The sequence below is a fragment of the Methylobacterium sp. 142-1Y genome (assembly GCF_057747795.1).
The window spans coordinates 3,529,435-3,543,235 of record NZ_CM173224.1 but is presented as its reverse complement, the minus strand read 5'-3'; the positions used below and the strand labels follow the sequence as shown (position 1 = coordinate 3,543,235).

Below are 13,801 nucleotides of genomic sequence, written 5' to 3'. Positions count from 1 at the left end.
GCCCCCCTTGCCGGGGGCGAAAGGAGCGCAGGCGAAAGCCGGAGCGAGGGTGAGGGGGTGACGCCGGAGGAGCCATATCCGTGGATACCCCCTCACCCTCGCCCTTCGGGCTTGTCGCATCCCCTGGACGGGGATGCGACCCTCTCCCCGCCCGCGGGGAGAGGGGAAACCCGCGCCTTTTCCTTTCCCCCGGACCCTTCAGTGGACGAGGCAGTGGAGTGGGACGAGCCCACCTCCTGACCCGGGCTTGACCGCCGCGCCCGCCCCGGCTCAAAGCTGGGCTTGAGGATGCGGGAAGGATCGGGGATGCGGACAGGACCAGGGAGGCTCGCACTCGTCGCCGTGGCGGGCGCCGTCGCGGCGGCGGCCGGCTGCACCGAATTCTCCTACATCTCGAAGACCTATGTCGGCCTCCAGCCGCAGGTGGTCACGATCGGCTGCAACGACCCCTACGAGGTCTACGACCAGCGCCAGCAGCGCAAGGTTCTGATCGTCTCGAACAACCTGCGGGAGATCACCGGCTGCGGCCTGGAGGGCAAGGACCCGGCGCTGACCCGCCGGCGCCGCTTCTCGGAGGCCGCCGCGACCTATCTCAAGGAGACGGCGCGGGAGACCTGCACCATCGTCGGCGAGACGGTGTTCACCGATCTCCAGACCGAGTTCGTCTATTCCTGCGCCGAGCCGGTCGAGAAGCCCGGCACCAAGGTGCCGCGCCTGCCGGGCCGGTACTGACGGCCCACGGCCGTTACTCCCCGTCGTGGACCGGCGGGTGCGGGAAGGTGCGCTCGGCCGCGTCGCCGGCCGCCGCCAGCATCGCCCGGGCGAAGCGGCGCGCCTCGGCCCGGTCGAGGGCGATCGCCGCCGTGACCGGCGCGCCGTCGAGGTCGGCGAGGTCCAGTTCGAGCCGTACGCCCGCCTCGGTCGGCGTCACCCGCAGGGTCCAGTCGCGATCGCTCATCCGTCCGCTTCAATTCGTTGTCCGGCGCCAATGCCCGTGACATCGGCCCTATAGACCAATTTCCGGAGAGGTCGATGGGTTCGCGCCGGTTGACGCTGCGACCGTCGCCGTGGTCGACCCGCGCCGGGATGTGAATCGAGAGAATCGGACCATGAGCGAGATCGTCTTCCGCACCGGCGAGGCCACCGTGCTGGCCGCCGATGGCCAGTACACCGACGCGATGCCCGAGGTGCTGATCGGCTCGGTGCGCGGACCGGTGGGGCAGGCCTTCGCCTCGATGATGGGGCAGGTCCAGGGCCATACGCGGATGTTCGTGGTGCGCGACCTCAACCAGCTCGTCCGCCCCGCCACCATGATGACCACCAAGGCGACGATCCACACCGCCGAATACGTCGAACTCCTCGGCGGCGTGGTCCAGGCGGCGACGGGGGACGCCATCGTCGATTGCATCATCGAGGGCATCCTGCCCCGCGACGGGCTCGACGAGCTGTGCATGATCATCATGATCTGGCTCGACCCGCGCTGCCCCGAGGATCCGAACCTCGACCGCAAGGACCTCTACCGCACCAACTACGAGGCGACGAAGCTCGCCATCGCCCGGGCGCTCAAGGGCGAGCCGAGCGTCGACGAACTGATCGCCAACCGCCACACCGTGCGCCACTACGCCCTCGAGGGCGTGCTCGACGACGAGGCCTGACGGGTCTGTTTCGGCGGGCGTCTGCGCAGTTGACCGCAGCTTGACAGCGCCGCAAGGTGCGCCGCCCGCCACCCCGACTCCGCGCGCGGGCCGTCCATCACGCCTTGTGGGGCTCAAGATGCGTCCATTCCGCGCCGCGTTGATCCTGTCTGCGGCCCTGTCCGCCTGTGCCGTCCTATCCGGACCGGGTCTCGCGCAGCAGCCCCAGGGTGGCGCGCAGGCGCCGGCGGGCGGGCGCACCGCCACCCCGGCCTCGTCGCCGATCACGGTCTGGGATGCCCGCATCGCGGCCGGCGATCTCGTCGTCTCCGGCAGCGTCGGCAAGGCCGGCGTGGTCGTCACCCTCGACGACGACATCCCGGTCACCTCCGACAAGCGTGGGCGCTTCACCCTGAAGGTGCCCTACGTGCCGCAGAACTGCGTCGCGACGCTCAAGGCCGGCGAGGCCTCGCGCGAGATCGCGATCGCGAATTGCGGTGCCACCGGCGCCCCGGGCGCGAAGGGCGAGCCGGGCCCGACCGGGCCGCAGGGCATGGCCGGCCTCGCCGGGCCGCCGGGCCCGAAGGGCGAGGCCGGACCCAAGGGTGATGCAGGGCCCAAGGGTGACGCAGGGCCCAAGGGTGAGCCCGGCCCGAAGGGCGAGGCTGGTCCCAAGGGCGAGGCTGGTCCCAAGGGTGAGGCTGGTCCCAAGGGTGAACCCGGCCCGAAGGGCGAGGCAGGGCCTAAGGGTGAGCCCGGCCCGAAGGGCGAGGCGGGTCCGGCCGGGCCGGTCGGCTCGGCGGGCGCGACCGCCACGGCGAGCGGTGCGCTGCCGTTCCGGATGCTGCGCACCGACGGCTGCTCCAAGCCGCATTGCGAACTGGTCTGCGACGCGGGCGAGACCTTCGTGTCGGCCTATTGCCTGCGCGGCGGCACCGCGAACTTCACCCGCCGCGAGAGCGGCGAGGCGGTGGCGCTCTGCCCGCCCGACAGCTCGGGCATGGTCGGGTTCTGTGCCAAGCTGTGAGGCTGTATCAGGCCGCTGAAGAAGAGGCTCGTTGCTCTGCGGCCTGGCTCGGCGTCGTTTGGTCTGGCGAGGTGTGACGATTCCCGGCGTCGCGGCGGCCGGTCGTGCCGGGCCGGCCCGCTGCGCCGGGGCAGGACTCAGCCGCGGGCAGCAAGACGGAGGTGCCGTCGTTTCGTCACGGGTCCGCTCACGCGGCCAGGAATTTCGACGCAGGCTCGTCGGCTGCATCGCAGTCTTCACCAAAAGGTTCCCGGCAATATTTGCTGCGGCCGCGCTTGCCCCGGCCGATGTCCATCATACTCTCAGAGAGTAGGCGGGACGAGGCGCCGCGAGCGGCCGACATCCCCTCGGGATCCTCTCCCGCGACCGCTCGATCGGAGGATGAACATGGCCAAGGCCGACAGGCACAACATGGGTCCCGGGGCGCAGGGCAAGGGCTCCGGCACCGGCGCGATGACCGAGCTGCCCGAGGGCATCCTCGAGGAGAACATGGTGCTGAGCAACCGCGACAAGGCCCAGCACGGCTCGGCGCGGGGCCTCGACGGCAAGTTCGTGCAGACCGAGCAGTACCACGACCACGCCGCCAACCGACGCAACTTCGACCAGACGCTGGGTGACCGGGCCGACCCGGGCAGCGGTGGCCAGAATACCAGCGGCCTGGAAGCCCCGATGACCACGGTGTCGGGTGACGACAGTGCGCTGGCGCGCCGGCAGCAGAAATAGTCGTAGGCGTCGCTCTGCGGGGGCATTCGACCCGTTCGGATGCGGGGTCTCATCGCTGATTATCGTCGGCGAGAGTCGTGGCTCGTACGGACCTTGTCGAAAGCTCGGTTGACTCGTTCATGCCAGTTGTCTGGCACAGACATCGACACCTTCGATGGTCATCCCGGGGCTCGACGACGTCGAGAGCCCCGGGATTCATAGCCGCCGACGTTCCAGGACCAGGCTACCGGCGTTCCGCTTCGTTCGGTATCGTCACGATTATGGCTCCAGGGTTCCGCTTCGCGGCCCGGGGTGACGTGGAGAGTCGGAGGTTTATCGGAAACCCGTCCTCGCCGATCGCCTGGACAGCAATCAGGGATTTCCCCGCAGGCCGTTCGCCAGCTCACGGTTGATCCGGATCAGCGCGGTCAGCTTGTCGGCGGTGGGCTCGATCATCGCGTCGAGGGTGCGGGTGAAGACGAAGGCGCCGAGGCGGGCCATCGAGGTCTTCAGCTCCTCGGGCAGCGGCGCATCCGGCTCGGTCGCGGCGGAGGAGAGCAGCGTCCAGACCTTGCGGTTGAAGCCCAGCGCCTCGTTGAGGGTCGTCTGCTGGACGTCCCAATTGTCCTGGATCGCCTGCAGGCGGGCGGCTGCCTTGATCAGCACCGCGGCCTCGGCCTCGCGGGGGGTCAGCGCCACCTGGGCCGTTCTCGCGTAGGCGTTCGCCGCGTAGCTCATCGTCTGCCTCTCCGGCTGGCCTCTGAAGCGGCCACGGGGGCAGGTCTGCCATCGATTTGTTAAGCTAGGGTTGTGAAAGAAGACCGACGTTGCGGCAACAGGCTTGGCGACGGGCCGGTGATTCGCCCTCAAACCGCTACGATGTCGGCGCAAGGACCGGCCGCTATGCTGAATTTCCTCCTCGGCGCCGTCGCGGGCGCATTGATGGCCGCCGTTGCGACGGTCGCGGCCCTGCGCAATCCCGAAGCCCAGGTGAGGATGGGGATCGTGCAGCCCGTCCCGGCGACGATCCAGACGCGGCGCCCCGATCCGGTCTGTCCCCCGCCGCCGGTGCAGACCCATGTCCAGGCGGGAAGCCCGCAGGTCGGCCATCCGGACATGCTGTTTGCCCGGCGTCGGTTCTGGTCGGTGGCGCCGTAAGGTTCGGCGCCGCGCGAGCCTCAGACGCTGCTGAGCAGCAGCATCACCACGGTCGTCGCCGCGGTCGAGCCGAGGAAGCCGCAGAGCGCTGCGGTGAACGAATGCGCCCCGGCGGTCGGAGCGGAGAGGCGGGACTCGGAGGGGGTCTGGCTGGCGCTGGTCATGGCGGATGATCCGATCCGGCGCGCCTCAAGTCGCGGCAGCGCCCGGTGAGAGTGATGGGTCAATCGTGCATGGAATGGTGTGCGTTACGGCACGCGCTCAATCGCAGCGGAAGAACCGCTTCTCCTGGCGCACCGAGCGGATGGCGCTCTTGAGATCGACGGAGGCGACGCCGAGGCCGCAATCGTCGAGGCGGTCGCGGGCATCCTCGTAGCGGTCCTCCGCATCGCCGAGATTGTCGCAGACCCGGTCGCGGTCGCCGATCCGGGCATCCTGGCGCGCCTGGAACCGCAGGGCGCCGGCCTCGTCGATCTTGCGCTGGGCCGCGATGCAGGCCGGCTGGGCCAGGGCCGGGCCGGCGACGAGCAGGAGGACGGCGGCGAGCGGCCAGCCGAGCGGGAGACGACGCGGTGTGGTCATCGCTGAACTCACGAACAGATTCGGGATTTGCAGCTGCGGCAATCGGCCCCATGAGTGAGGCGTGATGCCAAGCTTGCTTATTGTGACCGAGGAACGTCGAGGGCGCCCGCGGGGTTCCGCGCAAAACTGCTCAGATGGATGGCAGGGTGTCTGCCCGAGGTGAGAGCGGCGGGCTTCAGGTCGTCGGCCGCCTGCGCCGCGTCGTACGGATCGTTTCCAGCGTCACCGGCCGGAAATCCCAGGCATCGACGCCGACATCGTATTGACGGGCCGCCGGCTTGAGCTTGCCGTGGGAATGCCCGTGCAGGTCGAGGACGCCGCGTCCCATCCGGTTCCACGTCCGGAAGGCGTAGTGGCACAGGACGAGGTGCTGTCCGTCGACGTCGATCTCGGCGTAATGCGCGATGCTGAGCCAGCCCCGCGCGGCGAGCGTCGCCGGCCCGTCGTTGTTGCCGACGATCAGGTGCTTCTGCCCGTTGAGCGCCGAGAGCAGTGCCTGGACCCGCTCCGGCGGCGGTCCCAACGCGAAATCGCCGAGATGCCAGACCGTGTCGTCCGGCTCCACCACGGCATTCCAGTTCTCGATCAAGGCCGCGTCGTGGGTGGCGAGATCGGGAAAAGGCCGGCGGTCGATGCGCAGCACCCGCGGGTCGCCGAAATGGGTGTCGCTGGTGAAGTAGGTGGTCATGCGGCATCCGATCGGTCGCCCGGCGTCATAAGCCGGGCTGCCGATCGGAAATCCCGCCGGCCGGCGGAGTTCCGCCGGCCTGTCCTCAGTTGAACCGCACCGGCAGGGTGAAGCTCTGCTGCGCGCCGGTGAATTCCGGCGGGGCGGGCGGCACACTGCCCGAGGCCGCCGCCACGGCCGCGGCGTCGATGCTGCCGTTGCCGCTGCTGCCGGCGAGCGAGGCGCCGATGACCCGGCCGGACCGCGAGACGGTGAAGCGGACCGTCGCGGTGCCGCTTGCCCCGACGCTGCGGACCCGCCCCTGGATCGCCCCGCGCACCATCGCCCCCCAGGCCCGGGCCGCGTTGGCGCTGGCGGCGGCCGAGGCGCCGCCCTGGTTCATCTGCGAAGCGGAGGCCGCGCTGCGGCGCTGGCGGGCGGCCTCCAACCGGCGCTCGGCCGCCCTCTCGGCCTCGCGCCGGATCTCCGCTTCGCGCTTCAGGTCGCGCACGGGCTTCTGCGGCGGCTTCTTCGCCTCGACGGGTTTCGGCTTCTCCACCGGCTTGGGCTTGGCAACCGGCTTCGGCACGGGCTTGGGAACCGGCTTCGGCGCCTCGACGGGCTTGGCCACCACTGCGGCGGGGGCCTCCGGACTGGTCGAGGTGACGACCTGCTCCTCGGGCTCCTGCACCGCCTGCACGGCCTCGGGCGGCTTCTCCATCGGCACCGCCTCGGCCGGGACCTGCTCGACCGGGGTCTCCTGCGGCGCCTCCTCCGCCTTCGTCTCGGGCGGCGGCGTCTCCATCGGCACCGTGTCGGACGGGGGCTCGGCCGTCGGCACGGTCTTCGGCTCGGTCGTGTCGGTGGGAGTCGGCGCGGTGTCGACGTCCTGCGCCTGGTTCGGCACGTCGACCGCCGCCATGTCCGGCGCGAGATCGATGGTGATCTCGTTCTCGCCGGGCGGGGCCGGGGGGCCGCGCCAGTAGGTCAGGGCGAAGAGGCCGCCCGCATGCAGGGCGAGCGCCACCAGGAAGGCGAGGCCGAGGCCCGCCCCCGGCTCGCGCGGCTCCGGCGCGTCGGTCGTCACGGTGTGGTTCATCGGTCTACTGCGGAGACGCCGGCGCGGGGGCGGCCGGAGCGGGCGTCGCCGCCCCGCCCGAAGGGGCGTTGGCGATCAGCGAGACCTTGGCGAAGCCGGCCTGGCCGACGAGGCCCATCACCTCCATGACACGCCCGTAGGGCACGTCCTTGTCGCCGCGCACCAGCACGGTCTGGCCCGGATCCTCGGCGGCGAGCGCCTTCAGGCGAGCGAGCGCGGTGTCGGCCGGAAGCGGCTCCTTGGCGAGGAAGGCCTGGCCGTCCTTGTCGATCGAGACCACCACCGGCTTCTTCGATTCGGAACTCTTGGCGGCGGCGGTCTTCGGCAGCTGCACCGGCACGCCGACGGTCATCAGCGGGGCCGCGACCATGAAGATGATCAGCAGCACCAGCATCACGTCGACCATCGGGGTGACGTTGATCTCGGACATCGGCGCGGCGTCGAAGCCATCCTCGTCGCCGGCGCCGGCCTGCACCGGTCCCATACCCATCTGGCGGGCCTCCGGCCGCCTGCCTCGATCACGGCAGGGGCTGTACGCGTTGAAGGGAAGAAGGGTTACTCGGCCGCGGCGCTGCGGGGATGGTGGCTGCGGTCGCGCGCCAGCCGGTTGCCCAGGGTGCCGATGCCGGCGACGAAGGACGCCTGGATCTTGCCGAGGTCGGTCGAGAACTTGTTGTAGGCGAGCACCGCGGGAATCGCGACGACGAGTCCGATCGCGGTGGCGAACAACGCCTCGGCGATGCCCGGCGCCACCACGGCGAGGCTGGTGTCCTGGCTCTTCGCGATCGACGAGAACGAGTTCATGATGCCCCAGACCGTGCCGAACAGGCCGATGAACGGCGCCGCCGAGCCGGCGCTGGCCAGGAACGGCAGGCCGATCTGCAGGCGCTTGATGTCGAGGGTCAGCGCCGCCCGCATCGCCCGCTCGATGCGCTCGCGCCGCTCGGCCCGGGTCTCGCTCGAATCCTGGTCGCGCCAGGCCTCCTGGGCGGCGGCCACCACCCGGGCGGAGATGCCCGAGCGCGCCTCTGGTATGCCGCCGGTGGCCACGAGGCGGTTGAAGGCCTTGGCCTGGCGACGGGCGCCGGCGAGGCGCACCACCTTCTCGAGGATGATCGTCCAGGAGACCAGCGAGGCCAGGACCAGGAGGATCATCACCCCCTTCACGATCGGGTCGGCCTGCAGGAAGAGCCCGAGGAAGGAGAAGTCGTGGCCGGCAGTCGCTGTCGTCGGATCCATCTCGGCGGTCTCCGGAAAGAATGGGATGAGGAGGGGACGGTCAGCGCACGAACGGCGCGGCGCCCTTGGCGGAGGAGGGCTCGATGCGCTCCAGGCAGGAATCGCGGGTCAGGTCGTGCCCCGACGCGTCCTTGCCGTCGCAGGCCGCCACGTCGTTGAGCAGCACCCGGCCGACCTGGGCGCAGGGGGTGGGGGAGATCTCGAACTGGCGCAGCGTCGTCTTGCGCGCCGGCAGGGGCCCGAGCTCGACCATGCTGCGCTTCTGCACGATGCCGTCCGGGTCGAAGGCGTAGAGATCGAGGCGCAGCGACTTGATCGCGCCGCCCTTGCCGTTCTCGACCACCAGCACCGCCTTGCAGGCCTCCCCGGCGGTCTCGAGCTTGTTCAGCTCCACCCGCAGCGGCGGGGCGGCGGGCTGGCTCACGGCGGCTTGGGTGACGGTCGCGGGCGTCTCGGGCGCCGGTGCCTGGGTGCCTTGCGCCTCGGCCGGTGCCGCCAGGGCGATCGCCATCGGCGACAGGGCGAGGCCGAGGGCCAAAGCGCGGCCGATGCGGGCCCGGGACCGGGGCAACCCTTGCGTGAGCACGTCGTGCGACTCCTCTGGGACGGCGAAAAGCCAACGGCCATCGGCGCGCGGGCCGGCCGCCCATGGGAGCGTCGGCGCGACGCCTTCCCGGCTCTCGCTCTTGTTCGTCGGACAAGGCCGGCATCCCCGAAAGACGATCCCGGGCCGCCGGCAGCACCGAACTAGCGAGGGGACCGGGCGGGATCAAGGCCGCCGGCGAAACTCAGAGGAATTCCAATCTGTTACACGATCCGTCGCGGGAACGGCCGGGCGAGACAGGCAAGTCGTCTTGCCGGATTATCCCGCCCGCTCGACCAAGATCTACTTCGCCTTCGTCTCCGGCATCTTCCCGGAGGACGTCTCGGGTGCCTTGGGTGTACGGGCCTTCTCGACGGCCTCGGCCTTCTCCTCGTCGGTGTCGCCGCTCTGGTCGATCGCCTTTTCGGGATTGGCCGCCAGGCCGCGCAGGACCGCCAGAACCTGGGCGCAGACCTGCGGGTGCCTGTAGGCGTCCAGCACCACGGCGGCGTCGCGCAGGGTGCGCAGGTCGCGCACGGTCTGCTCGTTGGCCGAGCGCTGCAATTCGGGCGACTTGGCGATCACGTCCTCGAGGCGCAGGCCGACGATGTCGCAGGTCGCGCTCGGGGCGGGGGCCGCCACTGGCGCCGTTTGTACGGGCGTCTGCTGTGCGTCCTTGGCTCCGGCCGTGAGGGCGTGGCCGGCGAGCACGAGGGCCAGGAGGCCGGAGAGGACGAAGGGCGGGCGCATCGGCTTACGGGGCTCCATCTGGGGCAGGGGGTTCCAGGTCCGGGATTTCAGTGTCCGAGGATACGGTTGGCGAGCGCCACGATCTGGCTCGGGCGGTAGGGCTTGGGGACGAAGACCGAGCCGGTCACCGCCTCGCCGTCGCCCAGCGTGTGGCGGCCGCCCGAGGTGTAGACCACCGGCAGGCGCGGGCAGTGGCGCCGCGCGTCCCGGGCCAGCGCCACCCCGTTGGTGTTGCGGGCCAGATCGATGTCGGTGAACAGCATGTCGACCCGCTCGGCCATCAGGATGCGGCCGGCCTCGACCGCGTCGGCGGCGGTGAGCACGCGGTAGCCCTCGTCCGCCAGGGCCTCGGCGGCGATCTCGCAGACCATCGCCTCGTCCTCGACCACCAGCACCGTCTCGCAGGGGAGGGCAGCGGGCGGCACCATCGCCGCAAAGGCAGACTGGATCATGACGCAACTGGCTCCAGGACGATGGGGGCCGCCTTTTTGCCCTGAGGCGTTCCGGCGACGGTTCGAGGGAAGAACCACCGGAACCTGGGCAGTGTTCAGGCCCGATCCCTCGAATTGACGCGGTTTGGTGAGCGAAGCCTTAACCCTGCGGGACGGGCGGTTAACCCGGGCGGGAACCGCGCCCGCCCTTGCGCGGACGGGCCCCGTGTGAGAGGCCCGGCCCAAAGATTCCAGGTTCACCGGGATCAGAGGTTCACAGGAAGAGCGATGAGCGCCACCGCCGCCCCCTCCCTCACCCAGCAGGTCACCGAGATCCCGGCCGGCGCCCACGTCATCGCGGCGCACTGGCTCGGCCGGCAGCTCGCCCTGGCGCTCGGCGACGGGGCGGTGCTCCTCGTCGCGGAAGGGGGCGAGGCCACCCGGGTCGCGGCCCACCCGGAGGCCGGCATCCTGGTCGCCGCGGGCGACGGCAAGCGCCTCGTCACCGGCGGCGACGACGGACGGGTGGTCGCGGTCAAGGCCGACGGGACCCTCGAGGAGGTCGCGACGGCCAAGGGCGGCGCCTGGATCGACGCGCTGGCCCTGCATCCGGACGGCGGCGTCGCCTATGCGGCCGGCAAGCGCGTCGTCGCCCGCGACGCCAAGGGCCGCGAGAAGCTTTTCGAGGCGCCCTCCACCGCCCGCGGCCTCGCCTTCGCGCCCAAGGGCTACCGCCTGGCGGTGGCGCATTACGGCGGCGCCTCCCTGTGGTACCCGAACCTCGACACCCCGCCCGAGGCCCTGACCTGGAAGGGCTCGCACATCGACGTGACCTGGTCGACGGATGGGCGCTTCGTCATCACGACGATGCAGGAGAACGCCCTGCACGGCTGGCGCCTCCAGCCCGATCGCGGCCACATGCGGATGACCGGCTACCCGGCCAAGGTGCGCTCCACCGCCTGGTCGTCCGACGGCGACTGGCTGGCGACGAGCGGCGCCGAGGCGGTGATCGTCTGGCCGTTCGATTCCAAGGAAGGCCCGACCGGCAAGGCGCCGCGGGAATGCGGCGTGCGCCCGGCCCGGGTCTCGCGGGTGGCGTTCCACCCCAGGGCCCCGGTCCTGGCGGCGGGCTACGAGGATGGCTGCGTGCTGCTGATCCGCTTCACCGACGCCTCCGAGCTGCTGGTGCGTCCCGCGGTGCGGGGCAGCGCCGTGACGGCGATGAGCTGGCATTCGGGCGGCGAGCACCTCGCCTTCGGCTGCGCCGACGGCCAGGCCGGTCTCCTCAGCCTGCCGCGCTGACGCGATGAACCTCCTCGGCGCCTTCCGGAAGCGCCCCTCGCCGGATGCGGCGGCGCGAGCCCGGGTGGCCGAGATCGCCCGCCGCCTCGGGAGCTTCGACCCCGAGGTGACGCTCGCCGTCAACGAGATTTCTTGCGCCGATCCGGCCTGCCCGGGCACCGAGACGGTGATCCTAGTCATGGTCCCCGGTGCCCGCTCGCGCGCCTGCAAGGTGGCGAAGGCCCTGGAATCGGTGACGGACGAGGATGTGGCGGCGGCTCTGGAGGCCTGATCCCTCGCCTTCACAAAGGCGCGGGAACCGTCCAGATTCCATCCGAGGGACGTCCGGGTGGTTCCGGGCGGTCGTCTCGGCGAGGCTGGCAGCAGAGCGATGAAGACCCGACGCCCGAAACGCCGCTTGCCGCAAGGTCATGAGGCCGATACTCTCCCGCCCAGGCACATTCCGAATCGGCCGGCATGGAGCAGGCGGGTGTATGCGATCTGCTTCGATCTCGATACCGAGACGCTGAAGACTCAATACCATAACTCGTCCTGGCAGAATGGTTACCAGGACATCGCCCGGGTGCTGGAGCGCCACGGCTTCGATCGGCAGCAGGGCAGCGTCTATTTTGGCAACGACCAGGTCGACCCGGTGCGGTGCGTCCTGGCGATCCAGGACGTGGCGCGGGAATGCCCCTGGTTCCGGGCCGCCGTGGTCGACGTCCGGATGCTGCGGATCGAGGAGAACAACGACCTTTTACCGGCGCTCCAGCCGCTCCCCTGACGCGCCTCTCGCGCCGCGCCCTTCCTCAGTGTTGCGCCCCATCTACAGCGCAGGGACCGCCCTCTCGACTAGGAGGGGAGGGAACGGCGCCCTTTGGCGCCGTCATCCGGATTGGCCGCCATGCCGCGCGCGACGTCGCACACCCCCGATCCCGCCGTCGATGCGGCGGCGCTTCTGCGCCGCCTCGCCTTCTTCGGCCTGACGCTGGTGATCCCGGTCACCGCCCTGGTGTCGCGGCGCAGCGTGGTGATCCTGGCGCCGATCGGCATCGCGCTGCTCATCATCGCCGCCCTCCTCGACGGGGTTCAGCGTCCCCTCGGAGCGGGGCTTGCGCGGCTCGGAGGCGCCCGGGCGATCCTGGCCGGCGCGCTGCTGCTGGGCTGGTGCGCCCTGTCGCTGGTCTGGACGCCGTTCCCCGGCCCGGCGAGCGAACGCCTGCTCAACCTCGCTGCCACGGTCGGCCTGACGGTGGCGGGCTACCTCGCCCTGCCGGACCGGATGCGCTCGGCCAACCTCTACCTCCTGCCCCTCGGCGTCGGGGCGGCGGCGATCGGGGCGGTGCTGCTCGGGCTGTTCAGCGGCGCCTCGCTGCGCGGCGGCTTCGAGGACGACAGCTCGCTCGAACGCGGCGCGATGCTGCTCGCCCTGCTGGTCTGGCCCGCCGCCGCCTGGCTACGCTCGCGCCGGCGCGACATGGAGGCGCTCGGCCTCGCCGTGGTGGTGGCGCTCGCGCTGGTGCTCGCCCCCGGGCCGGTGCCGCTGCTGGCGCTCGCCTGCGGGGCGGCGGCCTTCGCGCTCTCGGCCTGGCGCCAGGGCCTCGGCGTGCGGGTCACGGCGGGCGTCGCGGCCGGCCTCGTCGCCCTGGCGCCGCTCCTGCCGTTCCTGCTGCGGCCGGTGCTGACGCCTCTGCTCGGACCGCTCCACCCGACGATCCTGACCCTCAAGGCCTGGCAGCGGGTGGTGACGACCGAGCCCCTGCGGCTCATCACCGGTCACGGCCTTGAGACGGCGATCCGCGGCAAGGTGATCGGCATGCTGCCGGCCAACGCCCCGGCCTCGCTGCTGTTCGAGATCTGGTACGAGCTCGGGATCGTCGGCGCCTTCGCGGCGGCCTTCGTCCTGTGGAGCGGCATCCGCCATTCCGGCCGCGAGCATCCGGTGCTGACCCCGGGGGCCATGGCCACCGCCGCCACCGCCTTCGCCTCCGCCTGCCTCGGTATCGGCACCACCGCGAGCTGGTGGTTCACCAGCGTCACCGTGGTGGTGCTGGTCTTCATCGCCGTGGAGCGGGGCCAATTCCGCACCAGCCGGCCGAAGGCGAGTGCCCTGCCGCCGCGCAGCGCGGCTTGACCTGGAGGATGGCAGCCGCGCAGCGCGGCGTGACGCCGGCCGCGTGCTGGCGAAGCCAGGAGCGGGCCTCGTCGAGGCTCCGGAAGGGGCGGGGGCGCGGCGCCTCGGCGACCCGCCCGAACCCGGCCTCCAGGAACCAGTGCCGGCCTACCCCCTCCTCCTCGTGCAGGTCCGGATCGAGATGGGTCAGGACGCCGATCAGGGCGCCGTTGCGATAGGCCAGGAGGCCGTCGCGGTCGGCGCTGCCGGTATCGACGCGCACCGGGTCGAGGATGATCGTTGCGTTCATTGCAGCACCATTCGCCTGAGCGGCGCCCGGCCGCCTCGCGGCCGAGACCGGCTCCGAATTGTCGAGGTCGCCGCATGATCTGCCGTTTCCCGGCGCCGCCATTGAGGGTGCGCTCGGGCCCGTCATCGGTCGGGTTCATGCGGATGCTTCAGCGTAGTCGCACTGGCGAGCAATCCGTATTGTTTTCGCCGTATCGGGCGCAACAATCTGCCGATATCGAGGGCG

The 13,801-nt window shown here is 71.1% G+C and carries 21 protein-coding genes; 9 read left to right on the top strand and 12 right to left on the bottom strand.

The features are described 5' to 3' along the window. The first annotated feature begins 306 nt into the window (after positions 1 to 306). A complete protein-coding gene (locus AC3AOF_RS16170; RefSeq protein WP_428913408.1) occupies positions 307 to 732 on the top strand; it encodes a hypothetical protein in 426 nt (141 codons plus the stop codon). Between the two features lie 13 nt (positions 733 to 745). On the opposite strand, the gene AC3AOF_RS16165 is transcribed toward AC3AOF_RS16170, so the two are convergent. Then, positions 746 to 958: a hypothetical protein gene (locus AC3AOF_RS16165; protein WP_488345891.1), complete on the bottom strand. Its 213-nt coding sequence runs from the start codon at positions 956 to 958 to the stop codon at positions 746 to 748. A gap of 151 nt (positions 959 to 1,109) precedes the next feature. Between AC3AOF_RS16165 and AC3AOF_RS16160 the strand changes: the two genes are divergently transcribed. The 3 genes from AC3AOF_RS16160 to AC3AOF_RS16150 all read left to right on the top strand — a co-directional run bounded on the left by AC3AOF_RS16160 (position 1,110) and on the right by AC3AOF_RS16150 (position 3,384). Then, positions 1,110 to 1,655: a formaldehyde-activating enzyme gene (locus AC3AOF_RS16160; protein WP_236989881.1), complete on the top strand. Its 546-nt coding sequence runs from the start codon at positions 1,110 to 1,112 to the stop codon at positions 1,653 to 1,655. A 118-nt stretch (positions 1,656 to 1,773) separates the two neighbouring features. Then, entirely contained in the window at positions 1,774 to 2,661 is an 888-nt protein-coding gene (locus AC3AOF_RS16155) for a collagen-like protein (protein ID WP_488345890.1), read from the top strand. Positions 2,662 to 3,048: 387 nt separating this feature from the next. Further along, complete coding sequence (locus AC3AOF_RS16150; protein ID WP_236989883.1) at positions 3,049 to 3,384, top strand: hypothetical protein; 336 nt, start codon at positions 3,049 to 3,051, stop codon at positions 3,382 to 3,384. A gap of 351 nt (positions 3,385 to 3,735) precedes the next feature. On the opposite strand, the gene flaF is transcribed toward AC3AOF_RS16150, so the two are convergent. Then, positions 3,736 to 4,101 (bottom strand): flagellar biosynthesis regulator FlaF, encoded by a 366-nt coding sequence (gene flaF, locus AC3AOF_RS16145; RefSeq protein WP_236989884.1) that lies wholly within the window; start codon positions 4,099 to 4,101, stop codon positions 3,736 to 3,738. 165 nt (positions 4,102 to 4,266) lie between these two features. Between flaF and AC3AOF_RS16140 the strand changes: the two genes are divergently transcribed. Next, positions 4,267 to 4,521 carry a hypothetical protein gene (locus tag AC3AOF_RS16140; RefSeq protein ID WP_236989885.1) on the top strand — a complete coding sequence of 85 codons (255 nt, stop codon included), beginning with the start codon at positions 4,267 to 4,269 and terminating at the stop codon, positions 4,519 to 4,521. 20 nt (positions 4,522 to 4,541) lie between these two features. On the opposite strand, the gene AC3AOF_RS16135 is transcribed toward AC3AOF_RS16140, so the two are convergent. The 9 genes from AC3AOF_RS16135 to AC3AOF_RS16095 all read right to left on the bottom strand — a co-directional run bounded on the left by AC3AOF_RS16135 (position 4,542) and on the right by AC3AOF_RS16095 (position 9,893). After that, on the bottom strand, positions 4,542 to 4,685 hold the full coding sequence (locus tag AC3AOF_RS16135; protein ID WP_236989886.1) for a hypothetical protein: 144 nt from the start codon (positions 4,683 to 4,685) through the stop codon (positions 4,542 to 4,544). A 97-nt stretch (positions 4,686 to 4,782) separates the two neighbouring features. Beyond that, positions 4,783 to 5,103, bottom strand: coding sequence for a hypothetical protein (locus AC3AOF_RS16130; protein ID WP_488345889.1), 321 nt, complete (start codon positions 5,101 to 5,103; stop codon positions 4,783 to 4,785). Positions 5,104 to 5,278: 175 nt separating this feature from the next. Next, positions 5,279 to 5,791, bottom strand: coding sequence for a metallophosphoesterase family protein (locus AC3AOF_RS16125; RefSeq protein ID WP_488345888.1), 513 nt, complete (start codon positions 5,789 to 5,791; stop codon positions 5,279 to 5,281). 85 nt (positions 5,792 to 5,876) lie between these two features. After that, a complete protein-coding gene (locus tag AC3AOF_RS16120; protein WP_488345887.1) occupies positions 5,877 to 6,869 on the bottom strand; it encodes an energy transducer TonB family protein in 993 nt (330 codons plus the stop codon). Between the two features lie 4 nt (positions 6,870 to 6,873). Continuing rightward, positions 6,874 to 7,359, bottom strand: coding sequence for a protein TolR (tolR, locus tag AC3AOF_RS16115; protein WP_236989890.1), 486 nt, complete (start codon positions 7,357 to 7,359; stop codon positions 6,874 to 6,876). Positions 7,360 to 7,424: 65 nt separating this feature from the next. After that, positions 7,425 to 8,108: a MotA/TolQ/ExbB proton channel family protein gene (locus tag AC3AOF_RS16110; RefSeq protein WP_488345886.1), complete on the bottom strand. Its 684-nt coding sequence runs from the start codon at positions 8,106 to 8,108 to the stop codon at positions 7,425 to 7,427. Positions 8,109 to 8,148: 40 nt separating this feature from the next. Then, positions 8,149 to 8,694, bottom strand: a complete 546-nt coding sequence (locus tag AC3AOF_RS16105; protein ID WP_488345885.1) for a Tat pathway signal protein — start codon at positions 8,692 to 8,694, stop codon at positions 8,149 to 8,151. A gap of 300 nt (positions 8,695 to 8,994) precedes the next feature. Next, the gene (locus tag AC3AOF_RS16100; RefSeq protein WP_488345884.1) at positions 8,995 to 9,441 is read right to left on the bottom strand and encodes a photosystem reaction center subunit H; all 447 of its coding nucleotides are present in this window, start codon (positions 9,439 to 9,441) and stop codon (positions 8,995 to 8,997) included. 47 nt (positions 9,442 to 9,488) lie between these two features. Beyond that, entirely contained in the window at positions 9,489 to 9,893 is a 405-nt protein-coding gene (locus tag AC3AOF_RS16095) for a response regulator (protein WP_488345883.1), read from the bottom strand. A gap of 267 nt (positions 9,894 to 10,160) precedes the next feature. Here AC3AOF_RS16095 and AC3AOF_RS16090 point away from each other — a divergent pair, with 267 nt between their 5' ends. The 4 genes from AC3AOF_RS16090 (at position 10,161) to AC3AOF_RS16075 (ending at position 13,287) form a co-directional block, all read left to right on the top strand. Then, complete coding sequence (locus tag AC3AOF_RS16090; protein ID WP_488345882.1) at positions 10,161 to 11,174, top strand: WD40 repeat domain-containing protein; 1,014 nt, start codon at positions 10,161 to 10,163, stop codon at positions 11,172 to 11,174. A 4-nt stretch (positions 11,175 to 11,178) separates the two neighbouring features. Beyond that, positions 11,179 to 11,445 carry a hypothetical protein gene (locus tag AC3AOF_RS16085; protein WP_488345881.1) on the top strand — a complete coding sequence of 89 codons (267 nt, stop codon included), beginning with the start codon at positions 11,179 to 11,181 and terminating at the stop codon, positions 11,443 to 11,445. 198 nt (positions 11,446 to 11,643) lie between these two features. Next, complete coding sequence (locus AC3AOF_RS16080; protein ID WP_236989897.1) at positions 11,644 to 11,937, top strand: virulence factor; 294 nt, start codon at positions 11,644 to 11,646, stop codon at positions 11,935 to 11,937. Positions 11,938 to 12,057: 120 nt separating this feature from the next. Further along, positions 12,058 to 13,287 (top strand): peptide ABC transporter permease, encoded by a 1,230-nt coding sequence (locus tag AC3AOF_RS16075; RefSeq protein WP_236989898.1) that lies wholly within the window; start codon positions 12,058 to 12,060, stop codon positions 13,285 to 13,287. On the opposite strand, the gene AC3AOF_RS16070 is transcribed toward AC3AOF_RS16075, so the two are convergent. Next, the gene (locus AC3AOF_RS16070) at positions 13,211 to 13,576 is read right to left on the bottom strand and encodes a hypothetical protein (RefSeq protein ID WP_236989899.1); all 366 of its coding nucleotides are present in this window, start codon (positions 13,574 to 13,576) and stop codon (positions 13,211 to 13,213) included. The genes AC3AOF_RS16075 and AC3AOF_RS16070 overlap by 77 nt on opposite strands. Positions 13,577 to 13,801: the final 225 nt, after the last annotated feature.

What these genes read in the sequence shown, in the direction of transcription:
- AC3AOF_RS16095 (WP_488345883.1), bottom strand. Translation starts at nt 9,893, where the DNA reads ATGATCCAGTCTGCCTTTGCGGCGATGGTGCCGCCCGCTGCCCTCCCC.
- AC3AOF_RS16165 (WP_488345891.1), bottom strand. Translation starts at nt 958, where the DNA reads ATGAGCGATCGCGACTGGACCCTGCGGGTGACGCCGACCGAGGCGGGC.
- AC3AOF_RS16110 (WP_488345886.1), bottom strand. Translation starts at nt 8,108, where the DNA reads ATGGATCCGACGACAGCGACTGCCGGCCACGACTTCTCCTTCCTCGGG.
- AC3AOF_RS16150 (WP_236989883.1), top strand. Translation starts at nt 3,049, where the DNA reads ATGGCCAAGGCCGACAGGCACAACATGGGTCCCGGGGCGCAGGGCAAG.
- AC3AOF_RS16085 (WP_488345881.1), top strand. Translation starts at nt 11,179, where the DNA reads ATGAACCTCCTCGGCGCCTTCCGGAAGCGCCCCTCGCCGGATGCGGCG.
- AC3AOF_RS16160 (WP_236989881.1), top strand. Translation starts at nt 1,110, where the DNA reads ATGAGCGAGATCGTCTTCCGCACCGGCGAGGCCACCGTGCTGGCCGCC.
- AC3AOF_RS16120 (WP_488345887.1), bottom strand. Translation starts at nt 6,869, where the DNA reads ATGAACCACACCGTGACGACCGACGCGCCGGAGCCGCGCGAGCCGGGG.
- AC3AOF_RS16075 (WP_236989898.1), top strand. Translation starts at nt 12,058, where the DNA reads ATGCCGCGCGCGACGTCGCACACCCCCGATCCCGCCGTCGATGCGGCG.
- AC3AOF_RS16100 (WP_488345884.1), bottom strand. Translation starts at nt 9,441, where the DNA reads ATGCGCCCGCCCTTCGTCCTCTCCGGCCTCCTGGCCCTCGTGCTCGCC.
- tolR (WP_236989890.1), bottom strand. Translation starts at nt 7,359, where the DNA reads ATGGGTATGGGACCGGTGCAGGCCGGCGCCGGCGACGAGGATGGCTTC.
- AC3AOF_RS16170 (WP_428913408.1), top strand. Translation starts at nt 307, where the DNA reads ATGCGGACAGGACCAGGGAGGCTCGCACTCGTCGCCGTGGCGGGCGCC.
- AC3AOF_RS16135 (WP_236989886.1), bottom strand. Translation starts at nt 4,685, where the DNA reads ATGACCAGCGCCAGCCAGACCCCCTCCGAGTCCCGCCTCTCCGCTCCG.
- AC3AOF_RS16155 (WP_488345890.1), top strand. Translation starts at nt 1,774, where the DNA reads ATGCGTCCATTCCGCGCCGCGTTGATCCTGTCTGCGGCCCTGTCCGCC.
- flaF (WP_236989884.1), bottom strand. Translation starts at nt 4,101, where the DNA reads ATGAGCTACGCGGCGAACGCCTACGCGAGAACGGCCCAGGTGGCGCTG.
- AC3AOF_RS16130 (WP_488345889.1), bottom strand. Translation starts at nt 5,103, where the DNA reads ATGACCACACCGCGTCGTCTCCCGCTCGGCTGGCCGCTCGCCGCCGTC.
- AC3AOF_RS16070 (WP_236989899.1), bottom strand. Translation starts at nt 13,576, where the DNA reads ATGAACGCAACGATCATCCTCGACCCGGTGCGCGTCGATACCGGCAGC.
- AC3AOF_RS16125 (WP_488345888.1), bottom strand. Translation starts at nt 5,791, where the DNA reads ATGACCACCTACTTCACCAGCGACACCCATTTCGGCGACCCGCGGGTG.
- AC3AOF_RS16140 (WP_236989885.1), top strand. Translation starts at nt 4,267, where the DNA reads ATGCTGAATTTCCTCCTCGGCGCCGTCGCGGGCGCATTGATGGCCGCC.
- AC3AOF_RS16090 (WP_488345882.1), top strand. Translation starts at nt 10,161, where the DNA reads ATGAGCGCCACCGCCGCCCCCTCCCTCACCCAGCAGGTCACCGAGATC.